General features: G+C 68.9%; 20 protein-coding genes. 9 read left to right on the plus strand and 11 right to left on the minus strand.

What is annotated here, in order from left to right; genetic code table 11:
• Positions 1-55: 55 nt before the first annotated feature.
• Positions 56-3,358: a tetratricopeptide repeat protein gene (locus OG202_RS31295; RefSeq protein WP_328223933.1), complete on the minus strand. Its 3,303-nt coding sequence runs from the start codon at positions 3,356-3,358 to the stop codon at positions 56-58.
• A gap of 315 nt (positions 3,359-3,673) precedes the next feature.
• Here OG202_RS31295 and OG202_RS31300 point away from each other — a divergent pair, with 315 nt between their 5' ends.
• From OG202_RS31300 to OG202_RS31325, 6 genes are all read left to right on the plus strand, one after another.
• Positions 3,674-4,957, plus strand: coding sequence for a recombinase family protein (locus OG202_RS31300; RefSeq protein WP_328223934.1), 1,284 nt, complete (start codon positions 3,674-3,676; stop codon positions 4,955-4,957).
• A gap of 85 nt (positions 4,958-5,042) precedes the next feature.
• Positions 5,043-7,085: a thioredoxin domain-containing protein gene (locus OG202_RS31305; protein WP_328223935.1), complete on the plus strand. Its 2,043-nt coding sequence runs from the start codon at positions 5,043-5,045 to the stop codon at positions 7,083-7,085.
• Positions 7,086-7,300: 215 nt separating this feature from the next.
• The gene (locus OG202_RS31310) at positions 7,301-8,563 is read left to right on the plus strand and encodes a glycosyltransferase (protein ID WP_326578136.1); all 1,263 of its coding nucleotides are present in this window, start codon (positions 7,301-7,303) and stop codon (positions 8,561-8,563) included.
• Positions 8,560-10,302: an ArnT family glycosyltransferase gene (locus OG202_RS31315; RefSeq protein WP_327728026.1), complete on the plus strand. Its 1,743-nt coding sequence runs from the start codon at positions 8,560-8,562 to the stop codon at positions 10,300-10,302. The genes OG202_RS31310 and OG202_RS31315 overlap by 4 nt, the downstream gene beginning before the upstream one ends.
• A complete protein-coding gene (locus OG202_RS31320) occupies positions 10,299-11,528 on the plus strand; it encodes a glycosyltransferase family 2 protein (RefSeq protein WP_326578132.1) in 1,230 nt (409 codons plus the stop codon). Before OG202_RS31315 ends, OG202_RS31320 begins: the two co-directional genes overlap by 4 nt.
• Positions 11,528-13,993 (plus strand): galactose oxidase-like domain-containing protein, encoded by a 2,466-nt coding sequence (locus tag OG202_RS31325; RefSeq protein ID WP_326578130.1) that lies wholly within the window; start codon positions 11,528-11,530, stop codon positions 13,991-13,993. The genes OG202_RS31320 and OG202_RS31325 overlap by 1 nt, the downstream gene beginning before the upstream one ends.
• 67 nt (positions 13,994-14,060) lie before the next feature.
• Here the strand turns inward: OG202_RS31325 and OG202_RS31330 are convergent, their stop codons facing one another.
• From OG202_RS31330 to OG202_RS31345, 4 genes are all read right to left on the minus strand, one after another.
• Positions 14,061-14,330, minus strand: coding sequence for a hypothetical protein (locus OG202_RS31330; protein WP_326578128.1), 270 nt, complete (start codon positions 14,328-14,330; stop codon positions 14,061-14,063).
• A complete protein-coding gene (locus tag OG202_RS31335; RefSeq protein WP_328223936.1) occupies positions 14,327-14,533 on the minus strand; it encodes a hypothetical protein in 207 nt (68 codons plus the stop codon). The genes OG202_RS31330 and OG202_RS31335 overlap by 4 nt, the downstream gene beginning before the upstream one ends.
• Entirely contained in the window at positions 14,533-14,853 is a 321-nt protein-coding gene (locus tag OG202_RS31340) for a hypothetical protein (protein ID WP_327728023.1), read from the minus strand. The genes OG202_RS31335 and OG202_RS31340 overlap by 1 nt, the downstream gene beginning before the upstream one ends.
• A 170-nt stretch (positions 14,854-15,023) precedes the next feature.
• A complete protein-coding gene (locus OG202_RS31345) occupies positions 15,024-15,743 on the minus strand; it encodes a GntR family transcriptional regulator (RefSeq protein WP_328223937.1) in 720 nt (239 codons plus the stop codon).
• 55 nt (positions 15,744-15,798) lie between these two features.
• On the opposite strand from OG202_RS31345, the gene OG202_RS31350 reads away from it, so the two are divergent.
• Positions 15,799-16,614, plus strand: a complete 816-nt coding sequence (locus tag OG202_RS31350; RefSeq protein ID WP_327728021.1) for a class I SAM-dependent methyltransferase — start codon at positions 15,799-15,801, stop codon at positions 16,612-16,614.
• A gap of 790 nt (positions 16,615-17,404) precedes the next feature.
• On the opposite strand, the gene OG202_RS31355 is transcribed toward OG202_RS31350, so the two are convergent.
• Positions 17,405-17,593, minus strand: coding sequence for a hypothetical protein (locus OG202_RS31355; protein WP_326578120.1), 189 nt, complete (start codon positions 17,591-17,593; stop codon positions 17,405-17,407).
• Between the two features lie 340 nt (positions 17,594-17,933).
• Between OG202_RS31355 and OG202_RS31360 the strand changes: the two genes are divergently transcribed.
• Positions 17,934-18,359 (plus strand): hypothetical protein, encoded by a 426-nt coding sequence (locus tag OG202_RS31360; RefSeq protein WP_326578116.1) that lies wholly within the window; start codon positions 17,934-17,936, stop codon positions 18,357-18,359.
• A complete protein-coding gene (gene fxsT / locus OG202_RS31365) occupies positions 18,356-20,797 on the plus strand; it encodes an FxSxx-COOH system tetratricopeptide repeat protein (RefSeq protein ID WP_328223938.1) in 2,442 nt (813 codons plus the stop codon). The genes OG202_RS31360 and fxsT overlap by 4 nt, the downstream gene beginning before the upstream one ends.
• Before the next feature lie 419 nt (positions 20,798-21,216).
• Here the strand turns inward: fxsT and OG202_RS31370 are convergent, their stop codons facing one another.
• The 5 genes from OG202_RS31370 to trhA all read right to left on the minus strand — a co-directional run bounded on the left by OG202_RS31370 (position 21,217) and on the right by trhA (position 25,091).
• On the minus strand, positions 21,217-22,266 hold the full coding sequence (locus OG202_RS31370; RefSeq protein ID WP_326578114.1) for a hypothetical protein: 1,050 nt from the start codon (positions 22,264-22,266) through the stop codon (positions 21,217-21,219).
• A gap of 249 nt (positions 22,267-22,515) precedes the next feature.
• The gene (locus OG202_RS31375; RefSeq protein WP_327728019.1) at positions 22,516-23,247 is read right to left on the minus strand and encodes a Mut7-C RNAse domain-containing protein; all 732 of its coding nucleotides are present in this window, start codon (positions 23,245-23,247) and stop codon (positions 22,516-22,518) included.
• 131 nt (positions 23,248-23,378) lie between these two features.
• Positions 23,379-24,020 carry a TetR/AcrR family transcriptional regulator gene (locus tag OG202_RS31380; protein ID WP_327728018.1) on the minus strand — a complete coding sequence of 214 codons (642 nt, stop codon included), beginning with the start codon at positions 24,018-24,020 and terminating at the stop codon, positions 23,379-23,381.
• A gap of 4 nt (positions 24,021-24,024) precedes the next feature.
• Positions 24,025-24,252, minus strand: a complete 228-nt coding sequence (locus OG202_RS31385; protein WP_327728017.1) for a hypothetical protein — start codon at positions 24,250-24,252, stop codon at positions 24,025-24,027.
• Positions 24,253-24,332: 80 nt separating this feature from the next.
• Positions 24,333-25,091 carry a PAQR family membrane homeostasis protein TrhA gene (trhA, locus tag OG202_RS31390; RefSeq protein ID WP_326578106.1) on the minus strand — a complete coding sequence of 253 codons (759 nt, stop codon included), beginning with the start codon at positions 25,089-25,091 and terminating at the stop codon, positions 24,333-24,335.
• Positions 25,092-25,222 lie beyond the last annotated feature (131 nt).

Raw genomic sequence — 25,222 nt, forward strand, 5'->3', positions numbered from 1 at the left:
GTCTGTCACCGAGTCACGGCGCGTCGCCGTGGGGGCCTGCCGCCGAGCCCTCGGCTCACCCCTGCCCGCCCGACACCGGGACCCCCATCACCTCCCGGGCATGCCGGTTCGGGACCATGCCGAGGGTCCAGGCCCGCCAGCCGCTCTCCAGGTTCACGCCTCGCTCCAGCAGCAGCTCGTACGCCTCGATGTACTCGGTGAGTTTCTCGTCGCGCAGGGGGTGGTCGGTGCGGGAGAGGTGGGCCAGGTCCTCCTGGGCCACGGCGGTGCCGATCTCCACACCGCCGGGGGCCGCGTACGGCAGCAGCGTGCACTTCAGGAAGCGGGCCCAGTCCTCGCCGCGGCGGTCGCCGTAGGAGGTGAAGAGACGGGTCGCCTCCTCGCAGAGGGCCAGGGCCTGGGGAGTGCGGGTGTTGCCCGCGTCCACGACCGCCAGTTCCAGGCAGGTCCAGGCCTCGCCGTGGGCGACGCCGATCCGCTGGAAGTCGGCGCGGGCGTCGACGAGGAGTTGGCGGGCGAAGCCGGAGTTGCGCAACGAGCCGGTCTGGACGGCTCGTTGGTCGCGGGTCACGCGGGCCGAATGATGCCTCGCGCAGGCCAGGCCGTAGACGTCGCGCATGCGGGAGAACATCGTGCGGGAGCGTTCCAGTTCGCGGACCGCCTGGTCGAGGTTGCCGGTCTCCTCCAGGGCCTGGCCCAGGTAGTAGCCGGACCAGGCCTCGCCCCGGGCGTCCTCGTTGTCGCGGTGGCGGGAGAGGGCCTGGCGGAGGCCGTCGACGGCGGCGGAGGGGTCGCCGGCGACGAGGCGGGCGCGGGCCAGCTGGGTCATCGACCAGGCCTGGCCCCGGGCGTCACGGGTGCGGCCGAACAGGTCCAGGGCGGTGCGCAGTTCGCTCTCCGCCCGCGGCACCTCGCCCATGCGCAGCAGCAGTTGGCCCAGCTGGAAGTAGGCCCAGCCCTCGCCGTGCAGGGACTCCTGCTGGCGGTGGATGACCAGGGCCCGGGTGAGGAGGTCCATGGCGTCGGCGAGGTGGGCGCGGTCGCGTTCCACCGCAGCCAGGGCGTGCATCGTCCAGGCGCGGTCCGCCGCCAGCTGGGGGCCCGCCTGGAGCTGCAGGGCCTCCAGGAGCTTCGCCGCCGCCTCGGTCAGGTTGCCCTGGTGGTGGAGGGTGATGCCCAGGGAGCACAGGGCACGGGCGGCGCCCGCGTCGTGGTTCGTCTCCATGTAGAGGTCGACGACCGAGGCGAGCGTCGTACGGGCCTTGTCCAGCTCACCCAGCTGACGGGCCGCGATACCCGTACGCCACTGGACCGAGCGGGTCAGCAGGCCCTGGTCCACCGACTGGGCCAGCTCGCTCAGCTCACCGAGGCGGTAGAGATCGCCGCGCAGCAGGCAGTAGTCGCACAGGGCGCCGAGGAGGCTGAGGACCGCCGCCTGGTTCACGCCCTCCGCGTGCCGGAGCGTGGAGGTGATGAAGCTCGTCTCGTCGTCCAGCCAGCGCAGCGCCTCGTCCAGGGAGACGAAGCCGTGCTGGCCGAAGCGGTCCGAGCGGGTCGACATGTTGCCGTCGACCAGGCGCAGGACGGAGTCGGCGAGGTCCGCGTAGGTGACGATCAGGCGTTCCTGCGCGGATGTGCGCTCGCTCGGCTCCTCCTCGTCCAGGAGACGGGCGTGGGCGAAGGCGCGGACCAGGTCGTGCAGGCGGTAGCGGTTGCCGTGGACGTGGTCGACCAGGCCCGCGCGGGCGAGCGCGGTGAGGTGGCGGGTCGCCTCCGTCTCGTCGGTGGCCAGCAAGGAGGCGGCCGCCGCCGCGCCCAGGGACGCGCGGCCCGCCAGCGCCAGACGGCGCAGCAGCCGGCGCGAGGGTTCCGACTGGTCGGTGTAGCGGAGCCAGAGGGCCCGTTCGACCGGTTCGACCGGGCCGTACGCGCCCAGGTCCGTGGCCAGTTGGCCGGGCGTACGCGGGCCCAGGGACGAACCGGCGATGCGCAGGGCGAGGGGGAGGCCGCCGCACAGGTGCCGGATCCGGGCGACGGATGCGGTGTCGGGGGCGGCGGACGACGACGTCCCCGGGGAAGCGCCCGCCGGCCCCCCGGCGGATGCGCCCGCCGATGCCCCCGCCGGCGCTCGCGTGGACGACGCCCCCTCCGACAGCACCGAGCCGTCCTGTGCCGCCGTGCTCAGCAGTTCGTGCGTGCCGTCGCCGTCGAGGGCCTCGACGGGGAGCTCGTGGACCCAGGCGGGGAGGTCGGCGGGCAAAGCGAGCGGGGTGCGGGCGGTGACCAGGACGAGGCTGTCGGAGCGTTCCGGGACGAGGGCGCGGACCTGCTCGGGGTCGGAGGCGTCGTCCAGCACGATCGTCACCGGCAGGGCCGTCAGATGCTGGTGGTACAGCTCACTCAGCCGTTTGACCTGCTGGTCCTGGGAGGTGCGTTCACGGAAGAGAAGCTGGTCGCGGGGGGCGCCGAGACGATTCAGCAGATGCATCAGCGCGTCCCGGGTGGACAGCGGGGTCTCCTCCGGGCTGTCCGCGCGCAGGTCGACCACGCAGGCGCCCCGGAAGTAGTCCCGCAGCTCGTGGGTCGCGCGGACGGCGAGGGCGGTACGGCCGGAGCCGGGCGCGCCGTGCAGCACGACGACCGTGGGCCGGGTCTCGGTCTCGGCGCGGGCCGCCTGCACCCACTGGCGGAGCTTCCCCATCTCCGCCCGCCGGCCCGCGAACCGGTCGTCGGACTCCGGGAGTTGGGCGAACGACTGCTCCAGTACGTTGCGCCGCCGGGCCGCCGCGCTCTTGTCCGCGCCGCGCAGTTGGGGCGCCTTCTTCTTCGGCGTGGACGCGGCGAGGACGCGCTGCTGGTCCAGGAACGGCCTTATCCCACGCACCTCCAGCGCCGTCAGCCACTGCAGCCGCAGCTGTTCGGGGCCGCCGGGCTGGCCCAGGGCGCCCGCGCGGTGGTGATTCGCGGGAAGATGGGAAGCGGTCACCTTCAGGACCGTGGCCACGGCGCTCGCGATGCCGACGATCAGGCCGGTGCTCACGGCGGTGCCGGCGCCCACGCCGAAGGAGAGGTCGGCCACGACCGCCGTGCCGGCGGCTACGGCCGCGACCAGCAGGGGAGTTCCGGAGCCTTCCTTCGCGTAGCGCTGGCCGAAGGTGAGGCGGCCGACCTCCGATTCGTCCAGTGCGCGGGTGTACGCCTCGTACTCCTCCGCGGCGTTCTGCGCCATCGTGTCCAGTGCGGAGCGGGCCCGGCCCAGCAGGACTACCCCGTCGGTACGGCCGCCCGACCTGCGGACCTCCTCCTCGACCGCCCGGACCAACAGCCGTTCGGCCTCCCCCCGGTGGCTGTCCCGCATCACACGTCCCCCTATCGCCGAAACGGCTGCCTTTGGCCAGTGTGGAGCGATCGGGGCGCGTTAGCGAGAGGGCGTGGATCAGCCGGGGAGCGCATGCGCGGGCGCACGGGCGTTCTGTGGCCGCACGGAACACTTCCGGCGCGCGGCCCTCACGGGATCACCGCGTGACCGTGCATCGGAGGTACGGCGATCACCATGTGCCTGGCGGGTCGGCTGAACTTCCGCGATGGGTCCACGAGCTGATCCGGTTCGGTGACCTCTGGATCTCTCGCTCGTTTCTTTGGGTATCGAGCTGATTTCCGAAAAGGGGGCGCTGTGCACGGCTTTGCCGTACATGAGCCGACCGGACTGATCCGGGTCGTGTCCTACGCGCGTACGTCAGAGGACGTCCGGCAACGCGACGGACATGGAGTCCGTCATCAGCTGCGAGTCAACGAGCGAACAGCTCTTGATCACGGCTGCGAGATCATTGCGACGTACAGCGACAACGGTCGCAGCGCGTCCAGGACGGGAGTGGTGAGGCCTGGATTCGACGGATTGATCGCGGACCTGGCGCGCGGGCAAACCGAGACGGGGCAGTCGATCGAAGGGGTGGTGTGCGTCGCCGACGACCGGCTGTATCGCCGCGCGGAAGATCTTGCCCGCTTCTTTGCCGCGCTGACCAGCCGACCGGGACGCGTTTACGTCGATCCGCAGGGAGTCCGAGATCCGTACTCACAGGAAGGGTTGCTGCAAGCCGTGCGCTCCCTGGACGCGTCGGTCACGGAAACGCGAGTCAGAAGCCGACGCCTGTCGAACTGGCACTGGGCTCGCGCCGTCGAGGGCGTGCCACACAGCGGGCCGCGCCCCTTTGGCTGGCGAGACGACAGGATCACGCTGCACCCCGACGAGGCGCATCTCGTCCGACAGGCGATCAGTGACCGAATCGGAGGGAAGGCAGTTCGGGCCATTGCGCGAGACTGGTGTGACCTCGGGGTTACCGGAACGCGCGGCGGAAAGCCCAATGGCCAGGCGGTCACACAGATCATCACTACGCCCAGGGTGTGCGGTTACCGCGCCAACAACGGGCAGCTGCTGCTGGTCCCGGAGACACGGCGGCCGGTACTGGGGCAGTGGGAACCCATCGTGACGCCGGGCCAGTGGCAGGCGGTGTGCGCGACGTTTTCGCCGGGCAGTCTGTATTTGCACAGGGGCAGCGGTGCTCCGAGAGTCGCAGGAAGCAGGACTGCCCCACGTCATCTTGGCTCTGGCTTTCTGCGCTGCGGGGCGCAGCGTCCCGATGGCCCAGTGTGCCGTGGCCCGCTGTGCGCTCAGAAAGGGAAGAGCAAGAAGAGTCCCTACGTCTACTCCTGCCGCTGCTGCGGACGATGCAGCATCAGTGGGCCGCTGGCCGACAAGATCATCGAACGGTCGATCCTCACTGAGGCGTACGGGCGAGGAGTACCCGAAGCCGCGTGTCGACGCTGGGAGTCCGGCCAGATGGGGGTGGAGGAGAAGCGGGAGCTCATCGGATCGGCCATCACCCACTTCATGGTCCGGCCCGGTGTGAAAGGCGATCACTCCTGGGACTACTCGCGACTGGAGCCCGTGTGGCGTTGAGCAGATCGGGTGGCACGGCAGGAGGGAACGTTGGAGCGACAGGCCGTCATGCGGTCCGGCGACGACAGTCAGGCACGATGGAGTCATGCCGAACCGACTGGCCCATGAGACGTCCCCGTACCTCCTCCAGCACGCCGACAACCCCGTCGACTGGTGGCCCTGGTCGGAAGAGGCCTTCACGGAGGCACGCCGGCGACGTGTTCCCGTACACCTGAGCGTCGGTTATTCAAGCTGCCATTGGTGCCATGTCCTAGCTCGGGAGAGCTTCGAGGACGAAGCGGTCGCCGCCTTCATGAACGCCCACTTCGTCAACATCAAGGTCGACCGCGAGGAACGCCCCGACGTCGACGCCGTCTACATGGAGGCGGTGCAGGCGGCGACCGGGCAGGGCGGCTGGCCCATGACCGTGTTTCTGACGCCGGAGAAGGAGCCGTTCTACTTCGGGACGTATTTCCCGCCGGAGCCCCGGCACGGGATGCCGTCCTTCCGGCAGGTGCTGGAGGGCGTGCGGGCCGCCTGGGCCGACCGGCGGGACGAGGTCGCCGAGGTCGCCGGGAAGATCGTGCGGGACCTGGCCGGGCGGGAGTTGAAGTTCGCGGCGGTCGACGTGCCCGGGGAGGACGAGCTCGCGCAGGCGCTGCTGGGGCTCACCCGGGAGTACGACGCGGCGCGCGGCGGGTTCGGCAGGGCGCCCAAGTTCCCGCCGTCGATGGTCATCGAGTTCCTGCTGCGGCACGCGGCGCGCACCGGCTCCGAGGGTGCGCTGCAGATGGCGCGGGACACGTGCGAGCGTATGGCCCGCGGTGGCATCTACGACCAGCTCGGCGGCGGCTTCGCCCGGTACTCCGTCGACCGTGAGTGGGTGGTGCCCCACTTCGAGAAGATGCTGTACGACAACGCCCTGCTCTGCCGTGTCTACGCCCACCTCTGGCGGGCCACCGGCTCCGAGCTCGCCCGGCGCGTGGCCCTGGAGACCGCCGACTTCATGGTCCGTGAACTCCGGACGGACGAGGGCGGGTTCGCCTCCGCGCTGGACGCCGACAGCGACGACGGGACCGGGAGGCACGTCGAGGGGGCGTACTACGTCTGGACGCCCGAGCAGCTGACCGAGGTGCTCGGGGAGGAGGACGCCCGGCTCGCCGCGCACTACTTCGGGGTCACGGAGGAGGGGACCTTCGAGGAGGGGGCGTCCGTTCTTCAACTACCGCAGCACGAGGGCGTGTTCGACGCCGAAAGGATCGAGTCGGTCAGGAACCGGCTGCATGGGGCGCGTTCGCGCCGCCCGGCGCCCGGCCGGGACGACAAGGTGGTCGCCGCCTGGAACGGGCTCGCCGTCGCGGCGCTCGCCGAGACCGGCGCCTACTTCGACCGCCCCGACCTGGTCGACGCCGCGATCGCCGCCGCAGACCTCCTCGTACGACTGCACCTGGACGAGAAGGCGCGGCTCGCGCGGACCAGCAAGGGCGGGCGGGCCGGGGCCAATGCCGGCGTGCTGGAGGACTACGCGGATGTCGCGGAGGGGTTCCTGGCACTGGCGTCGGTCACGGGGGAGGGGGTGTGGCTGGAGTTCGCGGGGTTCCTGCTCGACCATGTGCTCGCGCGGTTCGTCGACGAGGAGTCGGGGGCGCTGTACGACACCGCCGTCGACGCGGAGAAGCTGATCCGGCGGCCGCAGGACCCGACCGACAACGCCGTGCCGTCCGGGTGGAGCGCGGCCGCGGGAGCGCTGCTGAGCTATGCCGCGCACACCGGGTCCGAGCCCCATCGGGCCGCCGCCGAGCGGGCGTTGGGTGTGGTGAAGGCCTTGGGCCCGCGTGCGCCCCGGTTCATCGGGTGGGGGCTGGCCACGGCGGAGGCGTTGCTCGACGGGCCGCGTGAGGTGGCGGTCGTCGGACCGGAGGGGCATCCGGGGACGAAGGAGCTGCACCGGGCGGCGTTGCTGGGCACCGCGCCGGGTGCGGTGGTGGCCGTAGGGACCACGGACAGTGGCGAGCTGCCGTTGCTGGCCGACCGTCCGCTCGTCGGCGGTGAACCGACCGCGTACGTCTGCCGTAACTTCACATGTGACGCTCCCACGACCGATGTCGACCGGTTGCGTACGGTCCTCGGAGCGGCGTCGACCGGCTGAAACTCGTCGGTTCGAGACCGGGACATGATCGAACAACTGCCTGGAAACGGGACTGTGTTCGGACACGTCCGATTACACGTTCTACCGAACGGAAACACGGTTTTTATCGGAAGGGTCCCCCAAGTTCACAGTTTCCCCTTAGTCTCTCCACAGTCACGCGACGGGCGTCATCGCCCGTCGCGACAGGGGGTATTGGGGATCCGGGGGGATCTATCTTGCTGACGTCTGTCTTCATAGCTGTCGTTTCGCTGGTTTTGTTCTGGATGGCGGCTTTCACCCTGTGGTGGCAGATGCACGCCTGGCGCACGCCCGAAGTGCTGGCCTCCACCCGGTTCAGCAGACCGGACGGCGACGAGCATGTGTCGTTCTCGCTGCTGCTGCCCGCACGCCATGAACAGGCCGTGCTGGACCACACCATCCAACGACTGCTCGAATCGAGCCACGACGACTACGAGATCATCGTGATCGTCGGGCACGACGACCCGGAGACCACCGCGGTGGCCCGGGCCGCCGAGGAGCGCGACCCGCGCGTCCGCGTGGTGGTCGACCACCACGAGAAGAAGAACAAGCCCAAGGCCATGAACACGGCGCTCCCGCACTGCCGCGGGGACGTCGTCGGGGTCTTCGACGCAGAGGACCAGGTCCATCCCGAGCTGCTGTCCCACGTCGACCACGCCTTCCGCACCACGGGCGCGGACGTGGTGCAGGGTGGTGTGCAGCTCATCAACTACAACTCCAGCTGGTACAGCCTGCGCAACTGCCTGGAGTACTTCTTCTGGTTCCGGTCCCGGCTGCATCTGCACGCGCAGAAAGGGTTCATCCCGCTCGGCGGCAACACCGTCTTCGTCCGCACCGACGTGCTGCGCGAGGCGGACGGCTGGGACCCCAACTGCCTCGCCGAGGACTGCGACCTGGGCGTCCGGCTGTCGAGCGTCGGCAAGAAGGTCGTCGTCGCCTACGACTCCGACATGGTGACCCGGGAGGAGACCCCCGGCAGCCTGATGTCGCTGATGAAGCAGCGCACCCGCTGGAACCAGGGCTTCCTCCAGGTCTACCGGAAGAAGGACTGGAAGCAACTGCCCGGCTTCCGGCAGCGGTTGCTGGCCCGCTACACGCTGATGACGCCGTATCTCCAGGCCGTCTCCGGCGTGATCATCCCGCTCAACGTGGCCGTCGCACTCTTCCTCGACGTCCCCGTGGGCGTCGCCTTCATCACCTTCCTGCCGGCCGTCACCGCCCTCGTCACCTTCGTGTTCGAGGTCGTCGGACTGCACGACTTCGGCAAGCAGTACGGCCTGCGCGTCCGGTTCGTCCACTACGTCAAACTCGTCGTGGGCGGCCCCTTCTACCAGGTGCTCCTCGCCTTCGCCGCCGTACGCGCGGTGTGGCGTGAGCAACGCGGCCGCAACGACTGGGAGTTGACCAGCCACGTCGGCGCACATCTCGCGAACGTGACCCGAGAGGACGTTCCTGCGTGACCTCCACACTTCCCGCGGCGACCAAGACGGAAGTCAAGGTCCCCGCGCAGCGGACAGCTGCGCCCGCAGCCGGTTCGACCAGTCGAACGATCGCCTCCGCTTCCCCGACGCCTTCACCGAAGCGCCTGCGCGACTCACGCTCCGACCTGGTCCTCTGCGGTCTCCTCCTCGTCGCGATCATGATCGTGCAGGGGTGGAACATCGCCGACTACCCGACCCTCAGCGACGACGAGGGCACCTACCTCGCGCAGGCCTGGGCCGTGCAGGAGGGCAGAGGGCTCGCCCACTACACCTACTGGTACGACCACCCGCCCCTCGGCTGGATCCAGATAGCCGTACTGACCTGGATCCCCGCCCAGCTCGCCCCCGAGTCGATGACCGTCGGCTCGATGCGCGCGGTGATGCTGCTGATCAGCGCCATCAGCGCCGTCCTGGTCTACGTCCTCGGCCGCCGCCTCTCGCTGCCCCGCTGGGCCGCCGGCCTCGGCATGGCCCTCTTCGGGCTCTCCCCACTGTCGGTGGTGCTCCAGCGGGAGATCTTCCTCGACAACATCGCGGTGATGTGGACGCTGCTCGCGTTCTGCCTCGCCGCCTCACCGAGCCGTCACCTCTGGCACCACTTCGCGGCGGGGCTGGCCGCCGCGGCGGCCGTGCTCACCAAGGAGACGATGCTCCTCGTCCTGCCCGCCGTGATGCTCACCATGTGGCGGCACAGCCACCGGGACACCCGGAAGTTCGCCCTCACCGGCGCCGTCACCGCCTGCACCCTGATCGGCGTCTCGTACCCGCTGTTCGCCCTGCTCAAGGGCGAGTTGCTGCCCGGCGCCGGCCATGTGTCGCTGTGGGACGGCATCGTCTACCAGATGAGCCGCCCCGGCTCCGGCTTCATCCTCACCGAGGGCACCGGTTCGTACGGCGTCCTGCAGTCCTGGCTCTACTACGACCGCGTCCTGCCCCTCGGCGGCCTCGCCGGAGCGCTGCTGCTCCTGGTCACCTGGCGCTGGTCGGTGACCGCGCGGGCACTCGCCGGACCCGCGCTCGCCGTCGCGATCCTCGCCGGAATGGCCCTGCGTCCCGGCTATCTGCCCGCGATGTACGTCCTCCAGGCCCTGCCCTTCCTCGCCCTCGTCCTCGCGGGCGGCACGGCGAGCGTCACGCACGGCGTCCTGCGCAGGTGGCGGAGCGCGACCGAGAGGCGGGCCCTGACCTGGGGGCGGCATGTGGTCGCCGTCGCCCTGGCCGCGGCCGCGGCGGTGTACGTCGTCCCCCGCTGGTACGACGGCAACCACACCGCGATGACGTTCGACGCCAACGCGCCCTACCGGCAGGCCGCCCAGTGGCTCGGCTCCGAGGTCGAGGACCCCGGCGACACCCGGGTCCTCGTCGACGACGCGCTCTGGCTCGACCTCGTCCACGAGGGCTACAAGCCCGGCCTCGGCGTCATCTGGTTCTACAAGGCCGACCTCGACCCCGCGGTGACGAAGACGATGCCGCGCGGCTGGCGCGACCTCGACTACGTGGTCGCCTCCCCGACGGTACGGCGCGACGCCGTCGACCTGCCCAACGTCAAGGGCGCGATGGAGAACTCGACGCCGGTCGCCACCTTCGGCACCGGCGAGGACCGGATCGAGATCCGCAAGATCGAGGCCGCCGGCGGCGACGCACGAGCGCGCGAGACCGACGCGGCCGGCGGCGACGACCGGATCCGCGATACCGAGGCCGCTGGAGGCGACCGATGAGCAGTGGAAGCTATGAGTCCACCGCCCCCGAGGAACTGGGCGACCCGGCCGTGCGCGGTGCCGAGGTTCCCGAGCCCGGGGCCGTCACCATCGTCGTGCCGACCTTCAACGAGGCGGCCAACGTACGGGAGTTGCTGCACCAGATCACCGAGACGGTGCCCGGGCGGCTGCCCTGCGAGGTCGTCTTCGTGGACGACTCCACCGACAACACCCCCGAGGTGATCGACGAGGCCGCGCAGGACTGCCCGTTCCCGGTGACCGTGCTGCACCGCGACGAACCGGTCGGCGGACTCGGCGGCGCGGTCGTCGAGGGCATCAAGGCGGCCACGTCCGACTGGATCGTCGTCATGGACGGCGACCTCCAGCATCCGCCGTCCCTGGTACCGGAGTTGGTGGCGACCGGGGAGCGTTCGTCAGCGGGTCTGGTGGTCGCTTCCCGCTACATCAAGGGCGGCAGCCGGGCCGGACTCGCGGGCAGCTACCGCGTCGCCGTCTCGCGCGGCGCGACCTGGCTCACCAAGTCCCTCTTCCCGCGCCGGCTGCACGGCATCAGTGACCCGATGAGCGGCTTCTTCGCGATCCGCCGCAGCGCGGTCACCGCCGACATCCTCCAGCCGCTCGGCTACAAGATCCTCCTCGAACTCGCCGTGCGCAGCCGCCCGCGCCAGGTCACGGAGGTGCCGTTCGTCTTCCAGGACCGGTACGCCGGCGAGTCCAAGTCGACCGCGCAGGAGGGCCTGCGCTTCCTGCGCCACCTCGTCGGCCTGCGCACCGCCTCCCCGCTGGCCCGCATGATGGTGTTCGGGCTGATCGGCGTCACCGGCTTCCTGCCGAACCTGGCGGGCCTGTACGCCCTGACCTCGGCCGGCATGCACTACGTCCCCGCCGAGATCCTCGCCAACCAGCTCGGGGTGCTCTGGAACTTCTTCCTCATCGAGCACCTGCTCTTCCGCGAGCGGCGCAGGCACCGCAAGGGCTGGGACCGCATCGGCCGGTTCGCGTTGCTCGCCAACGCCGACCTGGTCCTTCGTATCCCCCTGATCGCCCTGTTCGTCGGCCGGTTCGAGATGGGGGCGCTGCCCGCGACCGCGCTCGCCCTGGTGACGACGTTCGTGCTGCGCTTCGTGGGGACCGAGGCGCTGGTCTATCTGCCGCGAAAGACGTCTCGCCGTGGGGAGCACGGCGAGCAGATGATGCAGGCTGAGCCGGCAAGGAGAGCCGTGTGATGAACCACCTGAAGAGCCGTTTGCGGTTCCGTAGCAGACCCAGACGGTTCCGTATCAGACCCAGACGGAGAACAGCCCTGCTGGCGGTCGGAGGACTCGCCGCCGGCCTCCTGCTGATCTCGCCCCAGTCCGCGTCCGCCGCCAACCTCATCCAGAACCCCGGCTTCGAGACCGCCGGTACGGACGGGATGCCGTACTGCTGGGAGAAGTCCGGCTGGGGCGACAACGACTTCACCTTCACCACGGTGGCGGACGCCCACTCCGGCACCAAGGCCATGAAGGTCGAGCTGACCCGCCGGGTCTCCGGCGACCGCAAGGCCCTGATCACCGAGTCGGCGGCCTGCGCGCCCTCCGTCACGGTGGGCAAGCAGTACGACCTGGCCCTCTGGTACAAGTCGACGACACCGGACACGTCCGTCACCCTCTTCCGGCACGACACCACGGCGGGCTGGCAGTACTGGACCGACCTCAAGACGCTGGACATGGCGGCGAGTTGGACCGAGGCGACGGTCCGCACCCCCGAAATACCGGCCGGCACCGACCGGATCACCTGGGGTGTCTCCGTCTACGGCACCGGCTCGGTCACCACCGACGACTACACGATGGACCAGGTCGCCGACCCCGTCCCCGAGCCCGACTGCACGGGCACGGCTGAGGAGTGCGAGAACGGCCGCTGGGACGTGCTCCCCACCCAGAACCCCGTCCGCTCCATGCACTCCGTCGTCCTCAACAACGGCAAGGTGCTGCTGATCGCCGGCTCCGGCAACAGCGAGGAGATGTTCGAGGCGGGCACGTTCACCTCCGCGGTCTACGACCCGAAGAACGGCACGTACAAGCAGATCCCGACGCCGGACGACATGTTCTGCGCGGGCCACGTGCAACTGGACGACGGCCGTGTCCTCGTCATGAGCGGCAACAAGGCGTACCCGGCGGCGGACGGTTCGCACGGCTACGAGGGCTACAAGGACTCGTACATCTTCGACCCGGTCACCGAGACCTACAGCAAGACCAACGACATGAACGACGGCCACTGGTATCCGTCGGCGACGATCCTCGGCAACGGTGACGTCATCTCGTTCGGCGGTCTGCGCGAGGACTCCACCGGCTCGGTGGCGGCCGAACTGTGGTCGGACGCCGAGCAGAAGTGGCTGGAGCTCTGGAAGGTCAACCAGACCTGGTCGTACTGGGGCCTGTACCCGTCGATGATCCTCATGCAGGACGGCCGCCTCTTCTACTCCGGCAGCCATGTCTTCGGCAACAACATCCCCGGCACGGGCTCGGCGATCTACGACTACGGCGCCAACACGATCACCCAGGTCCCGGGTCTGCAGCGGAAGGACGAGCGTGACCAGTCCGCGAGCGTGCTGCTGCCCCCGGCCCAGGATCAGAAGGTGCTCACGCTCGGCGGCGGCAACATCGAGTCCAACCCCGAGGCGAACCGCCTGACGGACGTCATCGACCTGAAGGCCGCGAACCCGGCGTACGTCGCGGGCCCGCCGATACCGCAGGGCACGGTGGATCTGGGCAACGGGAAGGTCGCCCAGACGGGTAACCAGGGCAAGATGTACGTCTCGGCGGTGCTGTTGCCCGACGGCAAGGTGCTGGAGACGGGTGGCGCGCTGCACAACCGTGCCGACCCGGTGTTCGAGACATCGATCTACGACCCGGCGACCAACACGTTCGACCCGGTGGCGACGGACCCGGAGGAGCGCGGCTACCACTCCTCGGCCTTCCTCCTCCCCGACGGCCGCGTCATGACCACGGGCGACAACCCGGGCAACGGCACGTGGAACCACGACGTGTCGATCTACACCCCGCCGTACCTGTTGAAGGGCCCGCGACCGAAGATCACGTCGGTGATCGACAAGGAGTGGGTCTACGGCGACACGCAGCGCATCACCGTGGACCGGCCCATCGCCAAGGCGGAACTGATCCGTCCGGCGGCGGTGACCCACTCCTCCGACCCGAACCAGCGCTTCGTGGACCTGCCCCTTTCCGTCGACGGCAACAACATCGACCTGAACGTGACGAGCAATCCCAACCTGGCCCCGCCCGGCTGGTACATGCTCTTCGCGGTCGACGCCAACGGTGTCCCGTCGGTGGCGGAGTGGGTCCACCTCCAGGGCCCGACCGCCCTGGCCCAGGCCTCCGGCGACGCCCCCTCGGCCCACGTCCACGACTTCGCGGACGCCCCTGAGGGCAAGACCACGGGCCCCCTGAAGAAGACCAAGTCGAAAAAGGTCAGCCCCACGATCTCCGGCTGCGACCGCCACTACGGCACGGCGAACGTCTGCGTCCCGACCACCTTCCCGAAGGAGGTCAGCAAGACGACGGCGTCGCGGTGCGAGTGGCTGAGGGAGAACGACTACGGGCGCCTGAAGGTCAACGGCAGGGACGATCCGCTGAAGCTGGACCGGAACAGGGATGGTCTGGCGTGTGGGAAGGGTGATGTGAAGCGCCGCTGACGATCAATAGGGCGGCATGTTCGGCCCCGTGCCCGGTGGACAACCGCCGGGTACGGGGCCGTGTCGGTTACGCGCGACCGATGATGTGTGCGGCCCCGGGCGAGACTTGAACGGGTTGACGACAGTCCGGCGCGGCCGGGGGTACTGGTTGTCCGTCGAGGGCGCGGCAGAGGGCTGCGTGGAGGTGTTCGGCTTCGGCGAGGGTGAGGGTCAGGTCGGTGTCGGTCAGGTCTCCGCGGTCTCCGCCGGTACGGGTCAGCCGTAGCGGTACGGCGATCCGGTCGTCGTCGGTGCGGCGTACCGGCCGCCCGGGTGTGCGCACGATGGTCCAGCTCATGGTGTGGCCTCCCCGACTCTCCTGATGCGCGTGAGGCGGTACGTGCCCCACAGCCGCCGTCCGTCCTCGCACCCCTCCTGGGCCCTGGGGCTGCCCTTGCAGCCGTCGGCGCACGTGCGGGTGTGCTCGAACCACAGCCGGTAGGCGCGGAGCATGGGGGGCTCGACGCGCCGGGCGACGGCCCCGACCTGCCCTTCGGCCATCAGCTCACCTCCGCGAACTGTCGCGCCTGCCGGGCCCGTTGACGCGCCTCGGGGAGGATGAGGTAGGCGCCGACGAGAGTGCTGGCGATGTCGTCGTCGGCGATGGCGGGGAGTTCGGCAGGCGGCCACGGACATCGGCTTCTGCGGCGCCGGGCGCCGGCGAGGATGGCGGCCCAGATCTCGGGGGAGGGGTGGTGGGCGGGTAGGCCTGGCGCGGTAGCCGGTGCCGCGTCCGGTTCGTGGGCCGCGCGGTTGGGTTCAGGCGGCGGCCCGAAGAGCACTGTCCTCACCCGTACGAGTGCCCGTGATACAAGGTGCATTGTCGGTCTCCTAGTCAGATCGGCCATGCCCCGGGACCGTGACGGCGGTCGCCGGGGTCTGCCTTGCCCACTGTTGGGGCGTGGAGTGACTGCGTCGCGAAAGCGGTCCTGTGCGACACAAAAAAGACTGGACCGGTGGACCGGTCCAGTCAAGCGAAACGTCAGTTTCTCTACCTCATGGGGTAGTTGTCGACTTGCTCGAACACATGTGAGGCACTCACTCCCTCTTCGCAGACGAGCGGTCGATGATCCTGGTCGACGGCCACGTGCAGCACCACGGCCACCGCTGCCGGCTGCTCCACCTCCAGTAGACGGGCCTCTTCGTCATCGGCCAGCCGAACTGACGTCGTGTCCGTCCCCTCCGCCGGGATACGACCCGTCTCGCGTCGCACGTAGTGCGTGGTCCCCTCCGCGATGGGCCCCTTCATGGCCAGGCGCGGGGCCGCGTCAGCGATGACGGGCGGAAACCAGGCCGTTACCAGCGAGTGCGGGGAGCCGTCGTCGAGCAGTACGAGCCGGATTCTCCGCAGTGCCTTCTCGCCCGCCTTCAACTCCAACGCTTCCGCCACGTGCGGCGGCGGCACCGTACGGTCGGGCACACCGATGCGCCGGTATGGGGCGCCGCCCGTCACTCGTGTGGAACCGGCGCGACGGGCACCCGCAGGCCGGGCGACAGGTGTCTCGGCGACGACGAATCCGGCACCCTGCCGAGCGGTCACCAGGCCGTCGTTGCGCAGGACGTCGTACGCCTTGACGACGGTGGCTCTCGACACGTCCCACTGCTCGGCCAGATCGCGGCCGGAGGGAAGCAAATCGCCGGGACCGAACTCGCCGTTGGCGATCCGAGTGCGTAGATCCTCGGCGATCTGCTCGTACTTCAGCTGCGGCATGGCTGTCGTTTCCGATCATTGGACTGGTCCACCGGTTCGCATCCAGAATGCCCGTATGACGAGCCCTGAGGTAGCGCCGGAGATCGTGAGGTTCTACGCCGAGACGATCGACGAGGCCGACCGACTGTCCACGACGGCGGACGGCCACCTGGAACTGGTGCGCACCCAGGAGTTGCTGCGCCGCCACCTGCCACCCCCGCCCGCCCGGATCCTCGACGTGGGCGGCGGCCCCGGCGTCCACGCCCGATGGCTGGTGGCGGACGGCTACGACGTCCACGTCGTCGACCCGATCCCCCGCCACCTGCCCCAGGCCGAACGGGTCGGCGCAACAGCCGAGTTGGGCGACGCCCGTCACCTCACGGCCGAAGACGCCTCATACGACGTAGTCCTCCTCCTGGGCCCCCTCTACCACCTCCCCGACCGCACCGACCGCGACCGAGCCCTCGCCGAGGCCCACCGCGTCCTCAAGCCGGGCGGCCTCCTCGCGGCGGCCGGCATCAACCGCTATGCCTCCCTCTTCGAACACACCGCCTTCGCCCACCTCCACAAGGAACCCTTGCGCGAAAGCATCTCCGGCATCCTCGCCACCCAGATCCACGACGGAAAGAAGGCGTTCACGAAGGCGTACTTCCACAGCGGCGCCCAACTCCTCGACGAGGTAGCCACCGCCGACTTCACCGACACCCAGGTCTACGGCATCGAGGGCCCCGCATGGTCCCTCTTGGCCGCCACCGAACGCCACACCGGCGAGCCCCTCACAGACTCCCCACTCTTCGAGTCGGCCCTGACCGCAGCGCGCATGGCGGAGCCGTACCCCGAGTTGCTGGCGGCGAGCTCCCACTTGCTGGCCGTCGGCCACCGGCCGGCATGATCGGTCGCCTTCACCGCCGCCCCAATCCTGCCCTCCCCACACGCGCCGCAACGACGCGCACAGAGCCACCCTCAGGTGAGTGTCTAACTGCGTGACAACGCCAGCGGACAACGACGGACGGACGCGAACGCCAGTGGACCGTCAGCGCAGGTACGCGGCACACCAGCCCAAGACCGAACACTCGCCCAAGTTGCTTCGGGACGAAGAGGTCATCGAGCAAGGAGCCGCCCATGCGCTTTCGCCGTCGAGACTTGCTCTGGTCGACGGGTGACAGCGTGGCTCAGGCCGGCGGGGGTGCAGTCATCGTCGCCGCCAAAGTCTCTGGTGCGGTTCTTCGATGTGGGCAATCTGCGGGGCCCGGGGGCGAGATGCCCTCTTCCAACTGCCCCAAGCCCCGCGGGAAAACAGGGCGCTGACAACCAGTCCACGGATGACGCTTGGGGCATCATGACCATTCACGGCGCTGAGCAAGCCGCCGATGGCGCAGATGATGAGGAGCAGAGCAAGCAAGGACCAGATCACGATCTTCATGGCGGGAAACGCTATCCGGCCCGGCGTCGGCTCTGGGGGCCCAGGGGAGTACCACCCCCACCCCGAAGTGCACCCACCGTACGGTGCTTCAGGCCGTGTCTCGTCAACGGAACACACCGACAACGTGGCTGAGACAGGTGGGAGTGCGGCGAGACACACGCGCGCCTGATCGGTTGCCGCACCCGCCATCGTGGCGGACTGTCGTCGGCGGAGGCTCAGACCGGCTCACACGATGGCTACGCTCCCTGGACACTCCGCCTCAGAAGTTCGTCATCGACAGCACGAAGCCGCTGCCGCCACTCCCGCCAGCCTTGGGGTTGCGACCCGTGCCACCCACCACGGCACCCTCAGCCCGCTCAGCCGCGAAGGCCCGGCGCTCCCGCGGTTGTTCAACAGCCAGGCCGGCCAAATCGGCGTACCAGTTGTCGTAGAGCTTCCAACGACTCATAGCCCCAGCGTGCCGACCACCACGACCCGCCGCACACCAATTTCGGACACCCACGACCGCCCGACCGCACCACAAGCGCACCACATCGAGCGGGGAATCACGGGGAAGACGGCCCAGCCCGAAGACGCCATGGCTCGAACGTTCGCCCAGGTCAGCTACCGAATCAACCTCAAGTGATCACTGCTTCCCAAGCTGATGGCACGTCAGCGGTGAGGTTGTCCTCGCCCGTGGTCAGTGAGCGGTGTAGGAACCGTTGCGGGCGGTTCGGGCGTTTTGGCTTCATGGAAGGGGCGGTGTTTCTACGCTGGGTTCCTTCGGAGCCGCAGAACAGGGGGAGCAAGTGGGTGCTGAGGTTGTGCAGTTGGTGGAGCAGGCGGGCCCGTACCTGACGGCTGCTGTGGGGGCGTATGGGGTGGCGGTGTTGACGCGGGCGCAGGAAGTTGCCGCTGATGCCACGGTGGGTCTGGGGCAGCGGATTCTTCAGCTGGTGTGGCGGCGTGGGGACGAGGCGGGCCGGGCCGAGCTGGAACGCGTGGTGGACGAGGCCGCCGACGAACAAGACAATGCCTACTCCACAGCAGTGCTGAGCAGGCTCCTGCGGCGGGCTTTGCAGGACGATCCCGGTCTGCAGGAGGAGTTGTCCGCCCTGTTGCCTGCTCCGGCTGTGGGCATGGTTACCATCACGGCGTCCGGTGAGCGGTCGATCGCAGCTCAGCACATCGGCACCGCCATCACCGGCGACGGTCACACCCCGCCCCAGCCGTGACAACGGACGACATCGCAGCCGGGCAGCAGATCGAGGCTTCCGGTGAGCGAGCCATCGCAGCCGAGCGCATCAGAGACGCCTACACGGGAGATGTGCACGTCCTGCCGACCGAAGCATTGCAGGCGCCGGACAAGGTCACCGCGGCCCCGGGCACGTCGAACCTGCCCCCTGCCACCCTCTGCCTAGGCCGGGATGAAGAACTGAGCCAGGTGCGCCGCATCCTGGCAGGCGGGGGCGAGGGAGCGATCACGCAGAGCGGAGCGGTGCACGGGCTGGGCGGGATCGGCAAGAGCACCCTCGCCCTGCGCTACGCCCACCGCCACCGCAGCGACTACACCCTGATCTGGTGGATCAACGCCGCCTCCCCCGACGAGATCGAGACCTCCCTCACCGAGCTCACTACGGCACTGGTCCCCGACTGGGCAGCCTCCGCCCAGCGCGGGGCACAGCTGTCGTGGGCGAAGCAATGGCTGGCCTGGCACCGGGACTGGCTGCTCATCTACGACAACGTCGAGGACCCCGCCGACCTCGCCCCCTACACCGGCGCACTTCACCGGGGCCACCACTTGGCCACCAGCCGTCGTACCACCGGCTGGCCCGACAGCGCCGCCACACTCTGCCTGGGCAACCTCGACCCCGACGACGCCACCACGCTCCTGTGCGATCTGGTGTTCAGGGACATCCAGCCCACACCTCAGCAGAAAGTGCACGCCCGCGCGCTCGTCGCTGATCTGGGGTGTCTGCCGCTGGCGGTCAAACAGGCCGGCGCCTACCTCGCCCAGAATCGAGGGGTCAGCATGGACGCGTACCGGCGCCGTCTGGGCACCAAGCTCGCCAGGACCGCCCACGGCATCGACAACCAGCGCACCATCGCCCGCGTCTGGAACGTCACCCTCCAGACCCTGGAGGTTGAGCATCCGCTGGCTGTGGATCTACTGCACACCGCCGCCTGGCTCGCCCCCGACGACATCCCCCACTCCCTCCTCACCCCCGCCGACGCCGACCCGGACGACACCGCGGAAGCCATCGGCACCCTCGCCGCCTACAGCATGGTCACCGACACCGGCACCACCGTCACCATCCACCGCTTGGTCCAAACCGTCCTACGCGCCGCCCCGCCCGCCGACACCACCCAAGCACCCCGGCACCTGCAAGGACGCGACCGCGCCGAGCAAGCAGTCCTGCGCCATCTGACCCCGTTCCCCGGACAGGGAACCACCGACAGCCAGTGGGACACCCTCACCCCCCACCTGGTCACCCTCGCCGCCACCGCCGCACCCGGACACCACAACGTCCGCCTCACCAACGCGTACGCCACCGCCGCCAACCGTCTCCACCACCAGGGGCATACAGCCCGCACCATCCCCCTGCTGGAGGCCACCCTCGCCCAGTCCAAGGAGGCCTTGGGTGACACCCACCCCGACACCCTGATCAGCCGCAACAACCTCGCCTCCGCCTACTCCAAGGTGGGGGACCTGGGGCGGGCCATCCCCCTGCTGGAGGCCACCGTCGTCCAGTTCGAGCAGGTCCTGGGCGAGACCCACCCCGACACCCTGACCAGCCGCAGCAACCTCGCCGGCGCCTATGAGTCGGTGGGGGACCTGGGGCGGGCCATCCCCCTGCTGGAGGCCACCGTCGTCCAGTTCGAGCAGGTCCTGGGCGACAGCCACCCCGACACCCTGACCAGCCGCAACAACCTCGCCTCCGCCTTCTACACGGTGGGGGACCTGGGGCGGGCCATCCCCCTGCTGGAGACCACCCTGGCCCAGCGCGAGCAGGTCCTGGGCGACAGCCACCCCGACACCCTGACCAGCCGCAACAACCTCGCCTCCGCCTACTCCAAGGTGGGGGACCTGGGGCGGGCCATCCCCCTGCTGGAGACCACCCTCGCCCAGTCCGAGCAGGTCCTGGGCGAGACCCACCCCCACACCCTGGCCAGCCGCAACAACCTCGCCGGCGCCTATGAGTCGGCGGGGGACCTGGGGCGGGCCATCCCCCTGCTGGAGGCCACCCTGGCCCAGTACGAGCAGGTCCTGGGCGACAGCCACCCCGACACCCTGGCCAGCCGCAACAACCTCGCCTCCGCCTTCTACACGGTGGGGGACCTGGGGCGGGCCATCCCCCTGTACGAGGTCACCCTCGCCCAGTACGAGCAGGTCCTGGGCGAGACCCACCCCCACACCCTGGCCAGCCGCAACAACCTCGCCTCCGCCTACTCCAAGGTGGGGGACCTGGGGCGGGCCATCCCCCTGCTGGAGGCCACCGTCGTCCAGTTCGAGCAGGTTCTGGGCGCGACCCACCCCGACACCCTGACCAGCCGCAACAACCTCGCCCACGCCCGCAGAGTTTCCGCAGCTGTACAGCAACCAGATACAGCAACCCCAGCAACCGCCCCCGACCGCCAACCTTCCTCCGACACCCCCGAGCAACCGGTATGACCGTCCCCGACCGTTCTCTGTAGAGCTACGGATCAGAAGGTGCACGTGCCCCATCCGTGCCCGATTCAGCGGGAAGTGCACGCCCACCGTCCACCCGGCGAACCTTGCCGGTCACAGCAAACCAACTGACATCAACAACCGTGGACGTAGGCGGCCTTGAGCGATCACACACGTTATGCCGGTAGGACTGCGAGAGCCGTATCAGAGCCGCTCGATCGAACTTCTCAAGCGGATGTCGCAGGTTCGAGTCCTGTCGGGGGCACAGGAAGTAGGGCCAGCTCAGGAGGGTTTTTCTCTCGGGTTCTCTCGGGCTGACCCTTCGTCGTATCCGGGGGCGTGCCACACCCGTACCACCACTACAGCTGCGTGGAGGCCGGATCCGCTGGCCGAAGGTGTGCAAGGTGTGCTGTGGGCCGCGGTCATTTCTCGCGGCGGTCAGATTTTGTGCTGGAGCTCTGGAACTCGCGTTCGGCTCCGCGCACATTATTTAGGATGTCCTTACCCTGCCGGTCCACCAGCCGTGTGACGCTCTCTTGCAGAATGCCGAACAGGATCGCCCAGGCGATAATCTGCGGTGCGCTGTCCAGATTTGAAAGACCTGGAATGAATCCCCCATGGATCAGAACAAGGCCCATGAGGGCGGCAAGGGCCCCTACCGGGATACGGAGGAGTACCAGCATCAAGGGGACCGAATACGGGGTGGACGTTCCCTGTATTCCTTTCAGGGAGACTGCCGCCGCGAAAGCCGCCGCCGCAGAACCGAAAGCCATGACGATCAGCATGTCCTGACCGGTTTCCGTGCTGCCGATGGGGCAGACTTGAGGCTTGTCCAGATCTGGGATGAAGCAGATGTTTGACGCGATCGTCGTGGGAGACAAAAAGCCCCACAGGATGAAGAGTCCAGCAATTACCGTCGTCGCCACCACGGACGCCAGTAGTATGTTTCGAAAGCTCCGAGCCCTCGCCCGTTCCTTTTCTTCTGCCATCTGGGCGGCCAGCAGAGTCGTGACGGCGAGTTCGCGCATCTCTTCGGTGAGCCTGTGGCCGTTGTTCTGGAGCTGAACCTCCAGCTTGGCGCGTCGAGGATCTTCCTCGCCCAGATGCTGTCGAGCGTTCGCCAGTACGAGTGTCCCCAACTCGCCCAACTCTTCTTTGGGGGTGAGGCGAAGAATGTTTGTTTCAGCTCTGTGTATATTGGCGAATGCCCGGTCTATGTCCGCTCCAGTAATTACGGACCACGGGCTCTTTCTGCGGTCTGCCGCCAGTCGCGCAGCATTGAGATGCGTCTCAATTTTGGTCGCAATCTCTTCCTCGTGCGGTGCGAGCCCCTGAGATTTGAGCGACTTGATGCGGTTGAGTTGGCACTGGAGTTCTGCAATATGGGCAACAGTGCGTTGCCACCACGAGGATCTGGCATATCCGGCAATATCTTGATCTGCGTCCAGAGCGGTGTTCTTGGTGGATGACATCGCGTCACCCCTCCTGTTGTCCCTGGAGGTTATGCGACGTGCCCGGGGTTACCGTTCCCCTGTGCCCCCAGCCACTTTTCATGCTAAGGGCGTCGCAATCCAAGCGCATCTCGAAAGAGTTGGCATGCTGTCGATTGTTCAAGCATTGAAAGTGGAATCGGATTCGCGAGTTCGGGGTCACGGCGGGGAGTGTGTCGTCCATCCCTCACCCAACCGTGTCCACCGACCGTCGGAGATCGGCTCCCGTACTCAACCCGCCTGGGTACGCGTCCTCAACGCCTCCCGCACGATCGCCTCCAACTGCTCGTGGTGCGCGCCCTTCCAATAAGCCCGCCCACACGCGTCGCACTGCGCGAACACGTCGTACGACCGCTCCGTCCCGCCCTCCAACCGGTCCGCGACCTCCTCCTTCGTCGCCGCCCTCAGCAGACCGTTGCAGGCGGTGCAGCGAGTCCACGGCCGCAGTTCGGGGGCGAACCGGTCGATTACGTCACGGAGTTGCTCCTCCGGCTGCGTGCTGTAGATGTACGCCCCGGCCCACAGCTCCCGCCGCCGCAGCAGCCCCCGGTCGCGGCTGAGCATCACCCGCTGTTCGGCGGCGGACCGCGTGGCCAGGGCCGGGTCACCGATGTCCGTCGACTCGTACGCCACGTCGACGCCCAGCAGCCGCAGCCGTCGCGCGAGCGTGCCGAGGTGGACGTCGAGGAGGAAGCGGAGCGGGGCGCCCGGCACCCGCTGGGGGCGTTCCACCGGGCGTACGGTCACCGACTCGCCGTCCGCCGGGATGTGCGACACCGGCACCTCGCGGCCGTCGACGACCAGCGTGCCGACCTCGGTGAGGGGGACACCGAGGGACTCGATCACGTGGCCGAGCGTCGAGACGCCGTCAGTGGCCAGCGGGGTCGCGCTCCCGCGCCGGCCGTGGGGGACGAACAGGGCCAGCTCGGGGGCGACTTCGACGTGGATCTCGGCTGCTTTCACCTGCTCAGGATGGCATGGGGGAGGGGTGGGGCCTCAGGGATTTTCCTCGGGGATTCCGGCAGGGGTCTCCGGCAGGGGTCTCCGGCATGTCCTCTGCGCATGTCCTCAGGGAGTGGGCTCAGGGAGTGGGCTCAGGGAGTGGGCTCGGCGGTTTCCTTGGGGAGGCCGTGTTGGAGGACGTCCAGCGTGCGGTCGACGAGTTCGGCGAAGTCGTCGCGGTGGTCGTTCTCGGCCCAGTAGAGGGAGGTCTCCATCAGGCCGCCGACGAGGGACATCGCCCAGACGCGTACCTCCAGGCTGCCCGGGTCCCGGCCGGTGCGCTCGCCGATGGCGGTGCAGAGCATGCGGCCGGTGACCGACATGCTCTCCATCATGCGCGAGCGCACCGCGGGGATCTGGACCATCAGGTGGGTGCGCAGCCGTGCGACCTCCAGGTCCTCCTCGATGCCCGTGCGGACGGCCTTCCGCAGCACGTACCGGATGGTGTCCGGCCACGGTTCGTCGGCGGGGCGGGCCCGTAGTTCCTCCAGGAGGATCGGGTCGTACTCGTCCGTGAGGACGATGTCCTCCTTGGTCGGGAAGTACCGGAAGACGGTCGACGGCGAGACCTCCGCCCGGTCGGCGATCTGCTCGATCGTCGTGGCGTCGTAGCCCTGCTCCTCGACCAGTGCGTAGGTCGCGGCGCGGATCGCCTCGCGGGTCTTGATCTTCTTCCGCTCACGGAGTCCGAGCGGGGGGCGGTCGGTGGGGGCGGTGGGGCGTGCGGCCGTCATGCGGTCATTGTCGGGTATCGGCCTTCGAGGTGGCCAGGTCAGGGGCGGTGGCCCCCAACGGTCCGGGCCGTCGTCGGCGCGCTCGGCGGGAACGCGGCGACCAGGGCCTCGTCCTGGCCGTGTGCGGCAGCGCGGCGACCAGGGCCGCGCCGCCGCACACGGCCAGGACGAGGCCCATGCCGTGGACGACCACGACGAGGCTCATGCCGTGGACGTACACGACGAGGCTCATGCCGTGGACGTACACGGGCGCACGAAAACGGCCACGGCTCGGAAGCCGTGGCCAGGGAGGGGGAGGGGAGGGGAGGTGGTTTACGCGTGCTGGTACGCGACCATCGAGATCCCCACGTAGTGCACGACGAACGCCGCGAGGGTGAAGGAGTGGAAGACCTCGTGGAAGCCGAACCAGCGCGGTGACGGGTCCGGGCGCTTGAGGCCGTAGATGACACCGCCGGCGCTGTAGAGGAGGCCGCCGACGATCACCAGGACGAGGACGGCGATGCCGCCCGTGCGCATGAAGTCGGGCAGGAAGAAGACGGCCGCCCAGCCCATCGCGATGTAGCAGGGCGTGTAGAGCCAGCGCGGGGCGCCGACCCAGAACACCCGGAAGGCGATGCCGGCGACGGCCGCACCCCAGATGCCCCACAGCAGCCACTGCCCCTTGGCACCCGGCAGGAGCAGCATCGTCAGCGGGGTGTAGGAGCCCGCGATGATCAGGAAGATGTTGGCGTGATCCAGCCGGCGCAGGATGCCGTCCATGCGCGGGTTCCAGTTCCCCCGGTGGTACAGCGCGCTCACGCCGAACAGCAGGCAGGCAGTGAAGGCGAAGATCCCGCAGGCGATGCGTCCCCGCGTCGAGTCCGCGAGGGCGGTGAGCACCAGGCCGGCGACGAGCACGGCCGGGAACATGCCGAGATGCAGCCAGCCCCGGAGTTTGGGCTTGATCTCGTCGGTGATCTGGTTGATCTCATCGGTGATCTGGTGGGCGATCTGATGCGGCAGGGATCGCGTGTCGGAGGAGCGGCCGTCGGCCGGTGTCTCCGCGTGCGCATCGGGGACGGACGCTGTCATGCCCTCCATCGTACCTACGGTCCCGTAACTTACGGGACCGTGCGGGCCGTTCGCGTCCCCGGAAGTGGCCATGGTCTCACGCGGGGCCCTCGTGGGGGATACCCGAGCGCACATTCGGATACCCGCGGTGA

Origin of the sequence: Streptomyces sp. NBC_00310 (assembly GCF_036208085.1) — a bacterium.
In the GTDB taxonomy this organism is placed as follows: Bacteria; Actinomycetota; Actinomycetes; order Streptomycetales; family Streptomycetaceae; genus Streptomyces.